This is a genomic window from Acinetobacter sp. CIP 101934, assembly GCF_000369585.1.
GTDB lineage: Bacteria > Pseudomonadota > Gammaproteobacteria > Pseudomonadales > Moraxellaceae > Acinetobacter > Acinetobacter schindleri.
The window spans coordinates 633580-648452 of the sequence record NZ_KB850094.1 but is presented as its reverse complement, the minus strand read 5'-3'; the positions used below and the strand labels follow the sequence as shown (position 1 = coordinate 648452).

General features: G+C 42.2%; 10 protein-coding genes. 5 read left to right on the top strand and 5 right to left on the bottom strand.

Annotation, left to right across the window (positions count from 1 at the left end; genetic code table 11):
- Positions 1–179 precede the first annotated feature (179 nt).
- From F899_RS03520 to pta, 3 genes are all read left to right on the top strand, one after another.
- Positions 180–1442: a glutamate-5-semialdehyde dehydrogenase gene (locus tag F899_RS03520; RefSeq protein WP_004890133.1), complete on the top strand. Its 1263-nt coding sequence runs from the start codon at positions 180–182 to the stop codon at positions 1440–1442.
- 461 nt (positions 1443–1903) lie between these two features.
- On the top strand, positions 1904–3127 hold the full coding sequence (locus F899_RS03515) for an acetate/propionate family kinase (RefSeq protein WP_005220910.1): 1224 nt from the start codon (positions 1904–1906) through the stop codon (positions 3125–3127).
- A gap of 53 nt (positions 3128–3180) precedes the next feature.
- Entirely contained in the window at positions 3181–5322 is a 2142-nt protein-coding gene (pta, locus tag F899_RS03510) for a phosphate acetyltransferase (RefSeq protein WP_005220908.1), read from the top strand.
- A 188-nt stretch (positions 5323–5510) separates the two neighbouring features.
- Here the strand turns inward: pta and F899_RS03505 are convergent, their stop codons facing one another.
- The gene (locus F899_RS03505; RefSeq protein ID WP_004890153.1) at positions 5511–5750 is read right to left on the bottom strand and encodes a DUF2171 domain-containing protein; all 240 of its coding nucleotides are present in this window, start codon (positions 5748–5750) and stop codon (positions 5511–5513) included.
- A 656-nt stretch (positions 5751–6406) separates the two neighbouring features.
- On the opposite strand from F899_RS03505, the gene F899_RS03500 reads away from it, so the two are divergent.
- Positions 6407–7933 carry a fumarate hydratase gene (locus tag F899_RS03500; RefSeq protein WP_004813196.1) on the top strand — a complete coding sequence of 509 codons (1527 nt, stop codon included), beginning with the start codon at positions 6407–6409 and terminating at the stop codon, positions 7931–7933.
- Between the two features lie 70 nt (positions 7934–8003).
- On the opposite strand, the gene F899_RS03495 is transcribed toward F899_RS03500, so the two are convergent.
- The 4 genes from F899_RS03495 to tig form a co-directional block, all read right to left on the bottom strand.
- Entirely contained in the window at positions 8004–8717 is a 714-nt protein-coding gene (locus tag F899_RS03495; RefSeq protein ID WP_005220906.1) for a DUF2846 domain-containing protein, read from the bottom strand.
- Between the two features lie 164 nt (positions 8718–8881).
- The gene (clpX, locus tag F899_RS03490; protein ID WP_005220905.1) at positions 8882–10192 is read right to left on the bottom strand and encodes an ATP-dependent protease ATP-binding subunit ClpX; all 1311 of its coding nucleotides are present in this window, start codon (positions 10190–10192) and stop codon (positions 8882–8884) included.
- 29 nt (positions 10193–10221) lie between these two features.
- Positions 10222–10827 carry an ATP-dependent Clp endopeptidase proteolytic subunit ClpP gene (gene clpP / locus F899_RS03485; RefSeq protein ID WP_004813202.1) on the bottom strand — a complete coding sequence of 202 codons (606 nt, stop codon included), beginning with the start codon at positions 10825–10827 and terminating at the stop codon, positions 10222–10224.
- A 194-nt stretch (positions 10828–11021) separates the two neighbouring features.
- The gene (gene tig / locus F899_RS03480) at positions 11022–12353 is read right to left on the bottom strand and encodes a trigger factor (RefSeq protein WP_004890158.1); all 1332 of its coding nucleotides are present in this window, start codon (positions 12351–12353) and stop codon (positions 11022–11024) included.
- Positions 12354–12616: 263 nt separating this feature from the next.
- Here tig and F899_RS03475 point away from each other — a divergent pair, with 263 nt between their 5' ends.
- Positions 12617–14794 (top strand): TonB-dependent receptor domain-containing protein, encoded by a 2178-nt coding sequence (locus F899_RS03475; RefSeq protein WP_005220904.1) that lies wholly within the window; start codon positions 12617–12619, stop codon positions 14792–14794.
- The last annotated feature ends 79 nt before the right edge of the window (positions 14795–14873 follow it).

Sequence of the window (14873 nt, the reverse complement as noted above, 5' to 3'; positions counted from 1 at the left end):
TCTATACAGAGGTTCTTTTTACAAGCAACTAATCTTGCAACCGCTTGTCTGCTTTTAAAGATAAAACGATTTCAAAATGTTTAACGATTGTAAAAGCACATGAAATTTAGCCAGCAGACTTCATTGTATCGGCTCAGGCTGTTAATATCAGAAGGATATTTCTAAGTGATCGAACCGCTATGCAAGAGTCTATTGAACAATATATGCAAACGGTAGGACAGCAGGCTCGTCAGGCTTCACGCATCTTGGCGCGTGCGTCCACCCAAACAAAAAATGATGCATTGTCAGCAATTTATACTGCTTTAAAAAACAGTGAAGCTGCGATTTTGGCCGCCAATCAGATTGATATGACCAAAGCGCATAGCAATAATCTGGACAGTGCTCTCCTCGATCGCTTAGAACTGACTCCCGCACGCTTCAAAGGCATGCTACAGGGCTTAAATGATGTGATTAGCCTGGTCGATCCGATTGGTGAAATTACCGATATGGCCTATCGTCCATCTGGTATTCAGCTGGGCAAAATGCGCGTACCTCTTGGCGTAGTCGGCATGATCTATGAATCACGTCCAAACGTGACCCTGGAAGCAGCATCTTTAGCACTGAAATCTGGTAATGCCATTATTTTACGTGGCGGTTCGGAAGCACTTGAATCTAACCAGGCCATTGCCAAAGCGATTCAGCACGGCTTGCAGGTTTCAGGCCTACCAGAAGCAGCCGTGCAAGTGATCAATACCACAGACCGTGCAGCAGTGGGTCAGCTGATTACCATGTCTGAATATGTTGATGTGATTGTGCCTCGTGGTGGTAAGGGCCTGATTGAACGCATTACCAATGATGCGCGTGTACCAGTAATCAAGCATCTTGACGGTAATTGTCATGTTTATGTAGAAGCACAGGCAGACTTGCTCAAAGCCTTACCTATTGCCCTGAATGCTAAAACTCATCGCTACGGCGTATGTAATGCCATGGAAACTTTGCTGGTCGATGAAAAAGTTGCGGAAGAGTTCCTGCCACGTATTGCCGAACTGTATGAAGAAAAGCAGGTAGAACTGCGTGGTTGTCCTGCAACTCGCCGCATTCTGGAAAATGCAGTACCTGCTTCAGAAGAAGACTGGTATACCGAATATCTTGGTCCGATCCTGGCAGTCAAGGTGGTTTCTGGCGTTGAGGAAGCGATTGAACATATTAATAAATATGGTTCACATCATACCGATTCAATCATCACTGAAAACTACAGTATTGCGCGCGAATTTTTAGCTGGTGTGGATTCAAGCTCGGTAATGATTAACGCCTCTACCCGCTTTGCTGATGGCTTTGAATATGGTCTCGGTGCGGAAATTGGTATTTCAACCGACAAGATTCATGCCCGCGGTCCGGTTGGTCTTGAAGGTCTGACTTCACAGAAATGGATCGTATTTGGTGACGGTCAGATTCGTCAATAACAATGCGGTAAAAAATCATTTTCAGCTCTGTTCGCAGGGCTGATTTTTTATAGAACTAAATGAAGAAAATAAAAATCCAGCTCAGTGAACCTTTAGGTCACCTTTTATGAAGATTATCTTTGGAAATTTGTAGCTTGTTTAAATTTCCAGCAATTCAATGTATAAACTATAAAAAGTGAATCTGTTTAGCATGCTTTATAAGGTTTATTGGCTCAACACTATTTTGAATGAGGTCTGCTTTTACTACTATTTCATTGATAAATGAAAACGATGAACTGATAAATTTTAATTATAACTGACAAAATGATCGATAGTGCTTAAGTCTAATCACCTAAAGTCTATCTAGGACAGAAAAATATCGCATGTTACAACTGCATCACTGATCTAAATTGCATCGCCTAGGCGCACAAAATAGATCAATCAAATGGATGAGAATTTTAATTAGAATCGGGTAAACAATCGTGTCTAAATCAGTATTAGTTATTAATTGTGGCTCTTCTTCAATCAAGTTTGCCTTATTACTTGAAGAACAGAATTTCCGTATTCACGGCTTAGCTGAGAACTTAGGCACAGAAAATGCCCGTATTAAAGGTGTGACTGTCGGTAATGAACCGGTAGACATCCATATCCCATTTGCAGATCATAAAAAAGCACTGGAAGTTGGTCTGGAGCGTCTAGCCAATTATAAACCAGATGCGATTGGTCACCGTGTGGTCCACGGCGGCAGCTTGACTAAAGCCGAACTGATCAATGATGAAATTATTGAAAAAATTCGTGAAGCTACCCCGCTTGCACCACTACATAATCCAGCACACCTGATTGGAATTGAAGCAACGCAACGCCTGTTCCCGGATCTGCCACAGGTTGCAGTATTCGATACCGCGTTCCATCAAACCATGCCAGCACAAGCTTACCGTTATGCCGTACCTAAATTCCTGTACACTGACTTTGGTGTACGCCGTTACGGTTTCCATGGTACCAGCCATGCTTATGTATCCGAGCGCGGTTCTGAACTGGCTGGCAGCTTCAAACAAGGTGGCTGGTTAACAGCACATTTGGGTAATGGAAGTTCGACCTGTGCCGTATGGAATGGGCAAAGTGTCGATACTTCTATGGGCCTGACTCCACTGGAAGGTCTGGTAATGGGTACCCGTAGTGGTGATGTTGACCCAAGTCTGCATAGCTTCCTGGCAGCGAATCTGGGCTGGGACGTCTATAAAATTGACAGAATGCTAAACAAAGAAAGTGGTTTGCTCGGTTTATCAGACAATCTGTCTAATGACATGCGTACGCTGATCGAAGCTTCAGAAAATGGCAATGAAGATGCAACGCTTGCGATTGAAGTATTCTGCTACCGTCTAGCGAAATCATTGGCCGCTTTAAGCTGTGGTCTACCGCGTCTTGATGGTCTGTTCTTTACAGGTGGTATCGGTGAAAACTCCGCTTATATCCGTGAAAAAACCATGGCTTACCTGCCACATTTTGGCTTTAACCTCGATAAAGATGCTAATAATGTATTAAAGCGTGGTACTGAAGGTCGCATCGATAATGGTACAGGCCCACAAATCTGGGTCGTACCAACCGATGAAGAAGGCCGTATCGCCAAAGAAACCCACAGCGTGGTTGAGCAGGAAGTGGAGAACACCACTGCAAAAAAGTCTGAACCTGAGGCTACGCTTGCTTAAGCAAGCGTAGGATTCCTATACCTTCTATTTGATTTTAGATATTTGAATACGCTATGAAGACCATTCTATTAGTTCCGACTGGGGAAGGCGTTGGTTTGACGTCAGCATGCTTAGGCCTGATTTACGCACTGGAATGCCAAGGTGTAAAAGCTGGTTTTGTCAAACCATTTTCTCAGGAAATTACGGATACGGCAGACCGTACCACTGCCCTGTATCGTCATATCTCCAATGCAAAAACTGTGGAACCCATCAACTATAACGCAATGATGCAACGCCTCAGTCATGGCGAGCAGGATGAACTTCTAGAGGATGCCGTGCGTCTGCATCGTGAAATTGCCCGCAATCACGACCTGATTATTGTAGAAGGTGTAGTGCCAAATGGTCGTGACAGCTTTGTCGATGAACTGAATGCTTCCCTGGCTCAGGCACTCGATGCCAAAGTTGTTATTGTCAGCAATGCCGATATCCGTCATCCAGTGCAAACAGCAGAAAAAGTTGAAAATCAGATTCGCAATTTTGGTGGTGCAAGCTCAACACGCCTGTCTAGTATCCTGTTCATGCGTACCAAAGGCTTACCTGAAGAATCTGCCCAGATTCCAGTGACCATTGATCCAGAATTGCGTCTGACTGTTGAAACTGAACAGTTTGTACAAGTTATTCAGAAAACCCATCCATATATCGGCTCTGAAAAGCTTCCAGTGATTGGCTTGGTTCCGTTTAGTAAAACCCTGAGCGTGCCACGTATGTCCGATCTGGCTGCACATATTTCTGCGCTATGGATCCATCAAGGTGAAGCGGCTCAACGCCGTGTTCAGCACAGCAGCCTGATTGCATCCAGCATTGAACATGAACTGCATAAATTTGTCGCGGGTGAACTGATCATTACTGCCTCTGACCGTGTCGATGTGCTGCTGGCAAGTAGCCTGGCGAGCTGTAATGGTATTCCACTGGCGGGGTTAGTTCTGACTGAGCAACATCAGCCAAACGAACAGGTGTTAGGTTTCTGCCAGTCTGCAATTAAACATGGCCTGCCAATTTTACATACCCCATTAAGCACATTTGAAACTGCGCAGAAGCTGGCCAATCTTGGCAATGAAATTCCAGTTGATGATACAGAACGTGCTGATCAGGTTACCCGTTTTGTATCTAGCCATATCAATCCAGACTGGCTGATTCAGATGCTAAATGGCACCTACAAGCCACGCCTGTCTCCTTCTGCTTTCCGTCATGAGCTGGTACAGAAATCGATTGCAGCAAAAAAACGTATTGTGCTACCTGAAGGTGATGAGCCACGTACTATTCAAGCCGCAGCTATCTGTCAGTCACGTGGTATTGCGCATTGTATTCTGCTGGCTAAGCCTGAAGCCGTACTGGAAGTTGCCAAAGCACGTGGCATTGAATTGCCAGAAGGTTTAGAAATTGTCGATCCTGACCTGATTCGAGACGACTATGTCGAAAAAATGGTAACGCTGCGTAAAGGTAAACTGAATGAACTGCAAGCCAAAGAACAACTGCAGGATACTGTTGTTTTAGGTACGATGATGCTGGCACTTGATCAGGTGGATGGCCTGGTATCTGGTGCAGTTCACACTACTGCGAATACTGTGCGTCCAGCCTTCCAGCTGATTAAGACTGCGCCAGATTATTCACTGGTTTCTTCGGTGTTCTTTATGCTGTTACCAGATGAAGTATATGTATACGGTGACTGCGCGATTAATCCGGATCCGGATGCTGCGCAACTGGCAGAAATTGCCATCCAGTCTGCTGACTCGGCAAAAGCTTTTGGTATTGACCCACGTATTGCTATGATTTCTTACTCTACCGGAACTTCTGGTGCCGGTGCTGATGTAGAGAAAGTGGCAGAAGCTACCCGTATTGCCAAGGAACGTCGTCCTGACTTGTTGATTGATGGTCCATTGCAATATGACGCTGCATCGGTTGAAAGTGTAGGTCGTCAAAAAGCACCGGATTCCCAAGTAGCTGGTCGTGCCAATGTCTTTATCTTCCCGGATTTGAATACGGGTAACACTACTTATAAAGCGGTGCAACGTGCAGCAAATGTGGTGAGTGTTGGTCCAATGCTGCAAGGCCTGAATAAGCCAGTAAATGACTTGTCACGTGGTGCCTTGGTAGATGATATCGTATTTACTATTGCACTCACTGCGATTCAGGCGGATCAGCAGGCAGCCCACTAACCTGCCAACCCCATTCTCTATCTGTGTTTTCATCATTCAATGGACACAGTGGATGGTTTTTGTTTTCAGTTCTTAAAAATTGCATATATAAGAATGCCAGTCAATTTGACTGGCATTCTTTGATAAATCATTTGCTTTTCTTATCACTCTTATAGAAAGAGATATCAGTTCAAGAAAAGTAGTTGGACTTACATCGTGGTCCATTCATTACGGACATCATCTGCCGCTTTATTCAAAATGACCTGATCACCTTTCACTTCACTGACCCAGCTTAACGGAATCAGATGATGCTCATTATTTTCGTCGTCACTTCTTGTTAATTTAATTGAATCTTGGCCTTCTAAATGGTCCACTTTTCCAACTTGTGTTCCGTCTGAAGCAATTACTGATGCATGTTCCTTGATGTCATTTGGATTTACTGTAGTCATTACAATTGCCCTATTATTAATAGAAGTTGAGAGAAATCAGTCTAGGCAATAAAAATTCGACTGTGTGTAAGGGTTATCAGACTTTAAGTATTACTGGGTTAATAGTGTAATGATAAAAATACAGTGTGTTTCAACAAGTGAGTAGCGTAACGAATTGATGGAAAGATTTAGGGGATTGTCTGTTTAGAGAAATATGGGAATAATATTTTTATAAATTTTTTGGCATAAAAAAGAAGATTAAGCTTAGGCTTGATCTTCTTTTTGACCGTACATCCAAGTTGCCGCGATATATACACAAAAACCGCTAGCCATCAAAATACCTGTAACCATTGTCTTAGGATCTCTTCGTTTCGATGTGTGCATTATGCGAAAGTTTTATGACAGTTATATGACAATATAAAAAGTATTTTATTTTAAAAATAATTATAAATTTCAAATATTTAAAAAAATAAGTACTATTTTTTGAGTTTTATAACATGAAATATGACAGTTATTATGACATTTTTTATTCAAATTATGACGCGATAGACTTTATCTCTAGATAGATAAGCGCACATTAAACTTTCGCCCAAAAGCCCTGTAAAACGTCCCACAACTTTTATGTTTTGTCATATAATTTAGCCCGCTAGCTATCAGCCCGCTCAAGAGATTTTTGTATGACAACTATTATCAAGCAAGATGACTTGATCACATCGGTTAAAGATGCGCTTCAGTTCATTTCTTACTACCATCCACAAGATTTCATCCAGGCGATGAGTCGTGCGTATGACCGTGAAGAAAACAAAGCGGCTAAAGATGCGATCGCGCAAATCTTAATTAACTCTCGTATGTGTGCAGAAGGCCACCGCCCAATCTGCCAGGATACCGGTATCGTAAACGTATTCGTTGAAGTGGGCATGGACGTTAAATTCGATTTAACGATGAGCTTGGACGATGCGATCAACGAAGGTGTACGTCAAGGTTACCTAGAAAATTCTAATGTCCTGCGTGCGTCTGTACTTGCTGACCCTGCATTCGGTCGTAAGAATACGAAAGACAACACCCCTGCTGTGATCTACCACAAACTTGTTCCAGGTAATAAAGTTGACATCACTGTTGCAGCGAAAGGTGGCGGTTCAGAAAACAAATCTAAACTGGCAATGCTTAACCCATCTGACTCAATCGTGGATTGGGTACTGAAAACTGTTCCAACAATGGGTGCAGGCTGGTGTCCACCAGGTATGCTGGGTATTGGTATCGGTGGTACGGCTGAAAAAGCCATGATGCTTGCAAAAGAAGCATTGATGGAAGAGATCAACATGGACGAACTTCTTCGTCGTGGTCCACAAAATAAACTTGAAGAACTTCGTATCGAAATCTTCGAAAAAGTAAATGCTCTGGGTATCGGTGCACAAGGTCTTGGCGGTTTAACCACTGTTCTCGACATCAAAATCAAAGATTACCCATGTCACGCTGCGGGCAAACCAGTCGGCATGATTCCAAACTGTGCTGCAACGCGTCATGCACACTTCACGCTTGATGGTTCAGGTGTTGCAAATATTATTGCACCGAAACTTGAAGACTATCCTGAAGTAACTTGGGATTCATCTTCTTCTAAACGTGTTGACCTAGACACGATTACTCAAGAAGAAATGAACGCTTGGAAACCAGGCGATACTCTACTTCTTAACGGTACAATCTATACAGGTCGCGACGCGGCTCACAAACGTATGGTCGACATGTTGAACAACGGTGAAGAGCTTCCTGTCGATCTTAAAGGCAAGTTCATCTACTACGTAGGTCCTGTAGATCCAGTAGGCGACGAAGTTGTAGGTCCTGCTGGTCCAACCACGGCTACACGTATGGATAAATTTACACGTCAAGTCCTTGAAGCAACTGGCATGTTTGGCATGATTGGTAAAGCGGATCGTGGTCCTGCTGCTGTTGAAGCCATCAAAGATAACAAAGCAACTTACCTCATGGCTGTGGGTGGTGCTGCTTACTTGGTATCGAAAGCCATTCGTGAAGCTGAAGTGGTTGCATTTGCTGACCTTGGTATGGAAGCAATCTACAAGTTCGTGGTGAAAGACATGCCTGTATCTGTTGCGGTTGACGTAAACGGTACTTCTGTACACGCAACTGCACCAAAAATCTGGCAAGCTAAAATTGGCAAGATTCCAGTAGTTGACGCTGCTGCAGGCTAATTTAATCTGCAATAAAAAAGCATCCTTGATGGGTGCTTTTTTATTGCGCTCTTTTCCTATAAAGGTTTAATTACCAAGTACGCGGATCCCATAACTTAAATGGCGTAGTCAATTGTACGTCTTCAGTTGGATCATATTCGATGGCTTTAATTTTCTGGGCTTTCTTGCGAAGTTTCCCCGTTTCCTGATCTTGGGCAACAAAGTTAAAACTATCCGACTTAAGCTGGGTAAATGCAATTTCATTTAAACCTACAGTTTCAGGCATCAGCATTAATGGGCCTGTAGCTGTACGGCGAGTTGTTATATTTTCTTCATCATATTTAATGAAGTAAGATCTGCCGGATTCCACGCTAAAATCCAGATATTTCGGTTTCTGGAAATGCAGTGCACCGAGCGGACGGCTGGTACTCAGACGATACGTACCTGGTGGCAGCTCAACCCAGTAATAATGATTATGCAACAGACTTGGAATACGTTCCTGATTGATAAAGATACTGGCAGCCACAATTTCCTGGCGGTTCCATTTCGAATCTGGACGATATAAGTAAACCATTGCCGCCTGTTCATGCTGCGGCTTCACTGGTGAAAAACGTTGACCCAGCTTTTGATTGACCCATCCACCAATCGTGAACATGCCTACCTTATGCTGCTCGACAAAACCCGGTTTTTTGTTCAGATCGATATTTTTCAGTGTTGATGTCAGTTGCTGTTCCTGAACGGCGTGCTTCGAATGACACCCCATTAAAGCTAAACTGCTGATGAGTACAATTGCGGCTCCACGCATGCTTATCCCTCACTGCGTCTTTATTATTTTATGCACATTTTTATAAATTTATATGAATGATCAGGCGTCCACGCCTAAGAAACGAGATTAACATTGTGATTTATTTTTGAAAATAAAAAACGTGCGAAAACAGTTCATTTTCGCACGTTTCAGACGAACAGCAGTTAAGCAGACTTACTATTTACTACCTTTAAATCAGCCTTGGGAGTAGCAGTCGGTTCAATAGCGGCCTGACGTTCCGGGCGGAATTCCGGTTTAGCCTCGCCATTGATCACAGCCTCACTCACTACCACAGTACCAACATCGGTACGGCTTGGCAGGTCATACATGGTTTCAAGCAATGAGTTCTCAAGAATAGAACGCAGACCACGTGCACCTGTATTACGTTCCAGGGCTTTTTTCGCCACAGCGCGTAATGCAGAATCTTCAAAGACCAAGTCTACATTTTCCATATCGAACAGATGCTTATACTGACGAGTTAAAGCATTCTTCGGCTCAGTCAGGATTTGCATCAAAGCTTCTTCATCCAGCTCATCCAGCGTTGCGATCACTGGCAGACGGCCAATGAATTCTGGAATCAGACCGAATTTCACCAGGTCAGTTGCTTCAACTTGGCGGAACAGGTCAGATAGCTTCTTGGTTTCCTCTTTATTGCGTACTTCTGCAGTAAAGCCGATACCACCCTTCTCCTGACGTTGCTGCACAATTTTCTCAAGTCCTGAGAATGCACCACCACAGATAAATAGGATATTTGAAGTATCAATCTGAATGAATTCCTGCTGCGGATGCTTACGGCCACCTTGTGGCGGGATTGAAGCAACCGTACCTTCGATCATTTTTAATAATGCTTGCTGTACGCCTTCACCCGATACATCACGTGTAATGGATGGGTTTTCAGACTTACGGGTAATCTTGTCGATTTCATCGATATAGATAATACCCTTTTGCGCTTTCTCGACATCATAATCAGCTTTTTGCAGTAGCTTCTGTACGATATTTTCAACATCTTCACCGACATAACCTGCTTCGGTAAGTGTAGTGGCATCAGCCATGGCAAAAGGTACATCTAAAAGACGTGCAAGGGTTTGTGCCAGTAAGGTTTTACCCGAGCCTGTTGGACCGACCAGCAAAATATTACTTTTGGCAATTTCAACGCTGTCATCAGCTTTTTTACCATTGGTCTGCACTTTTAAACGCTTGTAATGGTTATATACTGCAACAGATAACGTCTTTTTCGCTACGTCCTGACCAATTACATATTGATCTAGCGCCGCACGGATCTCATGCGGTTTCGGCAAAGGACGATTCGCCCAGTCATTGGTTTCTACCTGTTGACTGGTCTGAACCAGATCCAAGCATACGTCTACACATTCATTACAGATGTAGGCGTCTTCGCCAGCAATCAGCTTGCCGACTTCAGACTGCGTTTTACCGCAGAATGAACAATGCTTTTGTCCTTGAGTATGTTCGGACATAGTCTCTCCAATATCTCAATCTTTCAAACTTATGGACGTTTCGTTAAAACTTCGTCCACGAGACCATATTCTTTCGCTTGCTGAGCAGTCATGAAGTTATCACGGTCAGTATCACGCGCGACTTTATCAAAGTCCTGGCCACTGTGTTCTGCCATCAGACGGTTTAAACGCTCTCTGATAAACAGAATTTCACGGGCATGGATTTCAATATCAGATGCCTGACCCTTAAAACCACCCAATGGCTGGTGAATCATGACACGGGCATTTTCAAGGCAATAACGTTTACCTTTTGCGCCCGCATTTAGCAGAAATGCACCCATTGATGCAGCCTGACCCATACAATAAGTCACAACATCCGGCTTAATAAATTGCATGGTATCGTAAATCGCCATACCTGCAGTCACCGAACCACCTGGCGAGTTAATATATAGATGAATATCCTTGTCAGGATTTTCAGCTTCTAAAAACAGCATTTGCGCAACAATCAAGTTGGCCATGTTGTCTTCAACTTCACCAGTCAAGAAAATTACCCGCTCACGTAAAAGACGTGAATAAATATCAAAAGAACGCTCACCACGAGATGATTGTTCTACCACCATTGGAACTAAAGCGTTTTCAATCGCTGGAACATACATACGTTTATTTATTCCTAAATTTTTTGTGACTTAACCCATAATTACAATATGAGGGATAATGATCTAAATTGCAAAATATTCGCCATGAATTCCATGATATTTTTTGCATTAGTTTTGTGAAAACTGATTAGGTCATAGAAAGCTAAAGTATTAAAAAAAGGCGCTTAAAGCGCCTTTTTTATGACCAGCTAAACTTAGCCTTGTTGGCGAGCTTGCTGAGCTTTTAATAGGTCTTCATAGCTAACCTTAGTGTCAGTCACTTTAGCAGCAGCTAGGATGTGATCAACAACTTGGTCTTCAAGAACAACTGCTTCGATTTGAGCACGTTGTTGCTTGTCATTTTTGAAGTATTCAATCACTTCAGCAGGATCTTCATAAGAAGAAGCCATGTCTTCGATGTAAGCTTCTACACGTGCTTGATCAACTTCGATTTTCGCGTCAGCAAGTACTTTACTTACCAACACGCCAAGTTTCACTGATTTTTCAGCTTGTTCTTTAAACAGTTCATCTGGAAGCATGCTTGAATCAAATGCTTTCGCGCCTTGAGCACCAAACTGTTGAGTGAACTGCTGGATCATTTGTTGACGTTGACGGTCAACTTCTTGAGCAAGCATTGCAGCTGGAATTTCAACTTCGTTTGCAGCTACAAGTGCATCAAAAGTTGCGCCTTTCACCTGGTTGCGAAGACCGTTTTTCACTTCACGTTCCATGTTTTTACGAACGTCAGCTTTAAGTTTTTCAACGCCTTCTTCTTCAGTTAAACCGAAAATTTTCAGGAATTCAGCATCAATTTCTGGAAGTTTTTGCTTTTCAACAAGTTTCACAGTGATTTTGAATTGAGCTTGTTTACCAGCAAGGTTTTCAGCTTGGTAGTCTTCTGGGAAAGTTACATCGATAACTTTCTCTTCGCCTTTCTTCATGCCGATGATGCCATCTTCGAAGCCAGGGATCATACGACCAGAACCTAAAACAAGTTTAAAGTCTTCTGCAGAACCGCCTTCAAATTTTTCGCCATCAACTGAACCTTCGAAATCGAAAGTTACTTGCATGTCTTTTTTCGCCATGCCTTTAGTTTCAGCCCAAGCAGCACGTTGTTTTTGAAGATTTTCGATCATCTTCTCAACGTCTTTGTCGTTTACTTCAGCTTCGTTGCGCTCAACTTCAAGGCCTTCAAACTTCACTTCAACTTCTGGGTAAACTTCAACAGTTGCTTCATAAACTAAAGCATCATCTTTCATTTCAGTTTTTTCGATGTTTGGCATACCAACAGCGTTGATTTTCTCTTGTTGGATTGCTTCAAAAACTGTATCACGAATGATGTCGTTAACAACTTCTTGGTAAATACCAGCGCCGTATTCACGACGAATAACGTTCAAAGGCACTTTACCAGGACGGAAGCCGTTGATCTTCGCAGTTTTAGCAGTGCGTTTTAAACGAGCTTCAAATTGCTCATTAATTCGGCTCGTCGGTACAGAAACATTTAAACGACGGGCAACGCCCGAAACCGCTTCAGAAGTTACTTGCATGGCTTCCTCTATATATTTGGTAATAACAGGTTATAAAAAAATGTGCCACATTATATGACATCATTTAAAGATATACAAAACATACAGCCTTGTTACAGTTTTTAGAAACGATTTCTTCACATTATTCCTATTTATGCGATGAATTATTCATTTGATTAAAATATCTATATACACCTTGTTGCAAATGATAAATATTATCATTAATATTGCAAAAATTTGATACACAACTCTAATTTTATCTCCATTATTCTGGAATCTTGGTTATGCGCACTTTCAATCTTCGCCCTCTTGCAGTGGCTATCCTTGGGGTCACATCATCCTCAGTATTTGCTGAAACAACATTAACGCCTACAACAACACATCAAATGTCGACTATTGTCGTTTCTGCAGCAGGTTTTGAACAAGAGCTAAAAAATGCGCCTGCTTCTATTAGTGTGGTAACCAAAGAAGATATTGAAAAGAAAAATGCGACCAGCATTGCTGATTTGCTCGTTGATGTTCCTGGCGTAGACATTCGTGATGGTGTCGGCAAGACATCAGGTCTAAATATTAAGATGCGTGGTTTAGGTAATGATTACACGCTTATTCTCATTGATGGTCGTCGCCAAACGACGTCCTCTGATGTTGCGCCTAATGGTTTTGGTGAATCATCGAATACTTATTTACCGCCATTAGCCTCTATTGAACGCATTGAAGTGATTCGTGGTCCAATGGCAACACGTTATGGCTCAGAAGCTATGGGTGGTGTCATTAATATCATCACTAAAAAAGTTAGCGATGAATGGAATGGTAACGTTACCCTAAGTGGTAATGCCATGGAACACAGCGGTGAAGCAGATGCATGGAAGACAAGTTTTGCCTTAAATGGTCCTGTTATTAATGACCGCTTAGGCTTACAGTTACGTGGTTCTTATCTGGATCGCCAAAGATCTGAACGTATTGCCGAATCAGGACGTGACCCTCGTCCAAGTAAAGCAGATATTTATGATGTAGGTGGAAAACTCAATTTAACAGTTGATGACGCCAATACTCTCTGGATTGATGCATTTCATTCAAGCCAAACTTATCTCAATGAAGATAACCGCCTAGGTAACATCGACACCCCTACTCGTGCAAATGGTTATAAAGATGAACTCGAGTTTAATCGTGAACAATATGCTCTTGGTCATGATGGAGACTACAGCTTTGGTACCTGGAAAAGTTATATAAGCCAAACAAAAACTGAAACATTAGGTCGTACCATTCCACGTAATACTTTCCCTAATAATGCCTTCGCAGGAAATGATCGTACCCTTAAAAATACAGACTTGGTCTTAGATTCTCATATCATTGCCCCTATTGCCAATCACAAGATTACTGCGGGTGTAGAATATAAAGATTTAAAAGTTGCTGATGATATTGCGGGTATTGGAAAAGAATTTTCTAAAGACTCATGGTCATTCTATGCTGAAGATGAATGGAGCTTATTAGATAACCTTCGCTTTACTTTCGGTGGCCGTTATGAAGATCATTCAGGGTTCGGTGGACAATTCAGTCCTCGTGCTTATTTAGTCTGGAATACCAATGATGTTCTTACGCTAAAAGGTGGTGTAAGTACAGGTTATAAGGTTCCTTCTGCGAAAGCTTTACATGACGGGATTATTAACTACAGCGGTCAGGGTACAACACCAACTTTAGGAAATTCTGATTTAAAACCAGAGACCTCTACCAACTATGAACTCGGTTTAAATTTCCAACCAAACGATCGACTTAACTTGACTGCTACGGCATTCTTTAACCAAATTGAAGACAAAATTATGTCTTCAACTTATCAATGCCCAGCTTCACCAGAATGTTCAAGTTTGGCGTCTAGCGTGACAGAATATAGCAAAAGTTCAAATGCAGATGAAGCTGAAACTCAAGGCTTAGAACTTAGTCTTCATTACTCCATCCTGCCAGAATGGGATATCAAGACCGCCTATACATTTATGGAAACCGAAATTACGAAAGGTGACAAAAAGGGTCAATATTTTAGTAATGTACCGAAACATGCATTAAATACAACGTCTACATGGCACATTAATCCTGCCCTAGATATCTGGTTACAGTATGAGTATCGCTCGAGCAAAGACCGTTTCCAATCTAATCCAACTGCACCAGCAGCAGGCCTTGGTTCAAGTGATTATGAAGAGTCTTTGATTTTTGGTGATAAGTTTAGTGGTTATAACCTCTTTAACTTAGGTGCAAGCTATAGCTACTCTGATGCATTGCGTTTTAATTTTGCTGTAAACAACCTCTTAGATAAAGACTTCACCGAAGGTAGCACCACCTATTCTTATATTAATAACGATGGCGAAACTGTATCTGCCACTGGGTATAAATATCTTGATGTAGGTTCTTCTATCTCTGGTACTTACTTATCAGGCCGTAACTACTGGTTATCTGTTTCATATGATTTCTAACGATATCTGGTCAATAAAAAAACCTGCTACGGCAGGTTTTTTATATTTTGAAAATTCTTATGAAATCCCTACTTCATCT